5 protein-coding genes are annotated in these 3,932 nt (G+C 63.0%); all 5 read left to right on the top strand.

Annotated features, from left to right (window positions below; genetic code table 11):
• Positions 1 to 184: hypothetical protein (locus ABZ564_RS32650; RefSeq protein ID WP_360863123.1), on the top strand; the 184-nt coding region annotated here is incomplete at its 5' end.
• A gap of 103 nt (positions 185 to 287) precedes the next feature.
• Entirely contained in the window at positions 288 to 1,499 is a 1,212-nt protein-coding gene (locus tag ABZ564_RS32645) for an MFS transporter (protein ID WP_360863122.1), read from the top strand.
• A gap of 4 nt (positions 1,500 to 1,503) precedes the next feature.
• On the top strand, positions 1,504 to 2,709 hold the full coding sequence (locus ABZ564_RS32640; protein WP_360863120.1) for a DUF1152 domain-containing protein: 1,206 nt from the start codon (positions 1,504 to 1,506) through the stop codon (positions 2,707 to 2,709).
• Positions 2,710 to 2,789: 80 nt separating this feature from the next.
• The gene (gene hisG, locus ABZ564_RS32635) at positions 2,790 to 3,392 is read left to right on the top strand and encodes an ATP phosphoribosyltransferase (RefSeq protein ID WP_360863118.1); all 603 of its coding nucleotides are present in this window, start codon (positions 2,790 to 2,792) and stop codon (positions 3,390 to 3,392) included.
• Entirely contained in the window at positions 3,389 to 3,850 is a 462-nt protein-coding gene (locus tag ABZ564_RS32630; RefSeq protein ID WP_360863116.1) for an aminotransferase class V-fold PLP-dependent enzyme, read from the top strand. The genes hisG and ABZ564_RS32630 overlap by 4 nt, the downstream gene beginning before the upstream one ends.
• Positions 3,851 to 3,932: the final 82 nt, after the last annotated feature.

Below are 3,932 nucleotides of genomic sequence, written 5' to 3'. Positions count from 1 at the left end.
GCGCATCAATGAGGACTCCCGCCGTCGGCTCGGCAAGCACTTCGCTGTGTACGTTCGGCTGTACCCGCCTGTGCACGTTGACCTGTACGCCGACAAGAACGCTCAGATCGAGGTCGAGGTAGCGGAGGAGGAGGCTGTCAACGAGCTCCCCACCGACGCCGGCGCCCATGTCGTGGCCTGGTAGCTCCATCTGATGCGGCCCCGGGGTTTCTGTGACCCCGGGGCTTCTCCTCGGCCGTATGCCCTGATCGCATAGTCCCGCCCAAACTCTCTTGCGAGGCAAACCAGTGCGCCTTCCTCCGGTGCTCCGGGACAGAAGGTTCTCACTTCTCGTCTCCGGGCAGTTCGTCAGTGCCCTTGGTGACGGAATGTTCCCAATCGCCGTGGCGGTCGCTCTTCTGAACAAACATGGGGCTGGAGCTATCGCATCGATTCTTGGCGCCCGGGCAATCGGTGCCCTGGTGGGCATTCTGCTGGGAGGCGCACTCGTCGACCGTTTCTCGCGCACCCGGGTGATGTGGGTGGCCGATGTAGTGCGGTTGGTCGCTGTCGGTTCAATGATCTGGGCCGTCACACTCGACACTCTGCTGCCCGCAAATGTCTGTATGACTGTAGTGGGTCTGGCTACTTCGTTCTTCAACCCAGCCTTCCGGGCGCTCATCCCGAGAACGGTGCCTGCAGGTGCCGTCAAGCAGGCCAACTCCATCAACTCGACGATCCTGCAGACGGCAACCGTCTGCGGCCCAGCCCTTGCTGGCGCGCTGCTGGCTGTTAGCACGCCCGAGACTATCCTGTGGATAAACACAGCTTCCTTCGCATTGAGCGTGCTTACCCTGCTATGCATCCGTGAGCAGGCCGCAGGGCCTGTGGATCGCCGTGACTCCGCACTGGTGACGGCGCTCGGCGGACTCAGAGCAGTCGCTGAACTGCGCTGGCTTGCCGCCCTGGTGGTTACCGGCGTCCTACAGATGGCGCTGGCGGTCGCCCCCTGGTTCACCTTCCTGCCTGTCGTCTCAATAGAGGACTACGGCAGCAGTGGGCCGTATTCCATGAGCATGACGGCCTACGCGGTAGGCGGAATCGCCGGGGCGTTGCTCGCAGGCAAAGTTACGCCGAGGCTGCCTGGTATTGCCGTCATCGTTGGCCCCTGTCTCTTTTCAACGATCCTCTTTTGTCTTGCTTCAGGGGTGCCAGCTGCCGTTTTGGTGCTGGTACACCTCATCGCTGGTGCCGGACTACAGTTCTCGGGTGTTTTTCAGATGACGGCAATTCATGAACAGGTCCCCGACCATCTGCTGGGCCGGGTGATGTCGCTAATGATGCTCGGCGGAGCTTTGCTGACACCGATTTCGTACGGCCTGATGGGTGGGCTGGCCGATGCCTTCGGGAGCCGCACGGTCTTGGCCGTCGGTGGCGCCCTGGCTACGGTTATTCTCCTACTGCCCCTCCTCCTGCCAGACTTTCGGCGTCTGAGCAACGCTCGGCAGAAGGTCGGTTGATCCGGTGTCACGGCTTCTCGTGGCGTGTGGCGGCAGTGGTGATCTGGTGACCGCCATCTCGTTCGCAGCGACAACCTCTCCAGGGTCGGTCGAAGCCGCAGCCGTCCGAACCGGTCAGCCCCGCGTCTTGACCACGCTCCGACCGAACGGTCCACAAGAGGGGAAGAACACCTCCGCAGGCGATGTCGCCGTACTAGCAACACCAGTCTGGGAGCGTTTCGCCCTCGACCCGCGGCCCGGTCCGCGCGGGCCTGGCGATCTGATCGGACTGACCGATTCGCCGGCCGGACTGCAGATCACGTCGGACACTCACTTGCCGGGCGGCTTCAGCCCACTGCCAGCACTGTCCGCAGCGAGCCAGCTTCCGGTGTTCTACCTCAGCCTCGCCGAAGGAGTCGTCGGCCTACATCGCCAACTGACAAGTATCGTGCGGTGGTTTGAGATCGATACTGTGGACCTGGTCGACACAGGTGGAGACGCGCTGGCCCGAGGCGACGAACCAGGACTGGTCAGCCCGGCCTTGGATGCCCTGCTCATCGCAGCGGTGACCACGCTGGACTGCCGGACCCGGCTGATATGCGCTGGCCTCGGCACGGATGGTGAACTCAGCGACCGCGAGATCCACTCGCTCATGGTAGAGATCCCAGCAGAGTCACAATCACGACTGGATGCACGACAGGCCAGATCTTATTATGAGCAGTTCTCCTGGGTACCCAGCGAGGCGAGTCTGATAACCCTGCTCTCCGCAATCGGCCTGCGTGGAACAGTAGACGTGAACGACGACTGCCCGCCCGTACGGATGGACGAACGTACTGCCGTGGCATACACCTTCCCGCTGAGACCAATTGCCGCACGCAGCCGGTACGCCTCGGCGGTGGCGGCGAGCACCTCGTTCGCCCAGGCCGACGAGCGGCTTCGGGCGATAGGTGCCCGATCGGAGTATCGGGCAGAGCTCGACAGAGCAGTGTCCCCGGCGCCCCCACCGCCGACTGAACCCCTGGACATCAGAACAGCCATCGACCGGGCCTTGCCGTGCGGGGACTACCTATCCGTACGCCGACTTGCCCGTGCCGCCGGACTCAATTCCCGGGAAGGCCTCCTGTATCTGGAGCGCCTCCTTTCCCAGACGCTCGGGTCGGCCTACCGGCGCCCGCTAATCGGGGTCCGAGCGACCCCAGCATCCATCGACCTAGAACAGAAGTGGCAGTGACAGTGACAGTTCTCGTCAACGACGTAGGCGATTCGATCGCAGAGATCGCTGGGTACACGGCCACGCGGTCGGAGCCGCGGGTGATTCTCGGCATACCAAACAATGGTCGACTGTACGAGGAGGGATTGTTGCTTACTGGCCGGGGGCCAGCCCAGAGTGAGGACGACCGTAGTCTAATCCAGGATCACGGTGATTTCCTGGTGCTCCATGCCCGCTCCAACGACCTCCCCTACCTCTTGTCCCACGGGATAACCGATCTGATCCTCACTGGGCGCGACTACGTCGTTGAAGCCGGCATTTCCGCCGAGGAGCTGTGGGACTTCGGGTTCCAGCGATGCCAAATCTGCCTGCTGGGCTTGCCCGGCGCTGAAGACTGGCGAGAACGACACCCCTTGCGGGTGGCCACCCAATACCCCGGGCTTTCCGCTGCCTTCCTTGCACAGCACCGGCCCGATGCCAGCTTGTTCACGGTCACTGGCGCGGCCGAGCTCTATGCCCGGCTTGGCGCAGTGGACGTGATTATCGACGCGCACATGACTGGTCGCACTGCCAAGGCAAATGGCCTCGTCCCTCTGGAGACTATTCTGGAGACCTCCGGGCGCCTGTTCGCACGCCCAGGCTGGAGCAAGGAGACCAAGGACATCTCCCAAGTGCTCACCCATCTGGTCGAAGGAAGGCGATGAGGACCGGCGGCGATCCGGAGCGGATCGTCTACCTTGACAACGCCAGCACATCGGCAGTGAAGCCTGCTGTGGTGTGGTCGGCCATGCAGGACTATCTGGAAACCATTGGTGCCAGCCCCGGACGAGGCGGACATCGGCTTGCCCGGCGCGCTGAGAAGGTTACGGCTGACACCAGAGCCGCGGTCGCCGAACTGTTCAACATCTCACACCCAGCTGACATCGCCTTCACCGCCAACGCCACCCACGCCCTCAATATCGCCATCAAGGGCGTCTTGCGCACCGGCGATCGCGTCGTGACAACCGCTCTTGAACACAATTCTGTGCTGCGGCCGTTGGAGAGCCTGCACAGGGCTGGCCGGATAACCCGGCAGATCGTCGAGGTCGATCCGACCTGTGGTTTCGATCTCGACCGGTTCGAGCAGGCACTGCGCCCCGGTGCTCGGCTCCTAGTGTCCTGAGTCGGTAGTCCGCTTGCGGTTATAGGGTGGGGTTATGCCTGGTCCGAAGCCGCTGCCGTTGGAGTTGTCCGATCACGAACGC

It is taken from the genome of Streptomyces sp. NPDC019224 (assembly GCF_040632605.1).
Lineage (GTDB): Bacteria > Actinomycetota > Actinomycetes > Streptomycetales > Streptomycetaceae > Streptomyces.
The sequence above is the reverse complement of the archived record's forward strand: the minus strand, read 5'-3'. Positions and strand labels throughout refer to the sequence as shown.

Bases quoted from the DNA above. Each gene is read 5' to 3' on its own strand.
- ABZ564_RS32630 (WP_360863116.1), top strand. From the start codon at position 3,389: ATGAGGACCGGCGGCGATCCGGAGCGGATCGTCTACCTTGACAACGCC.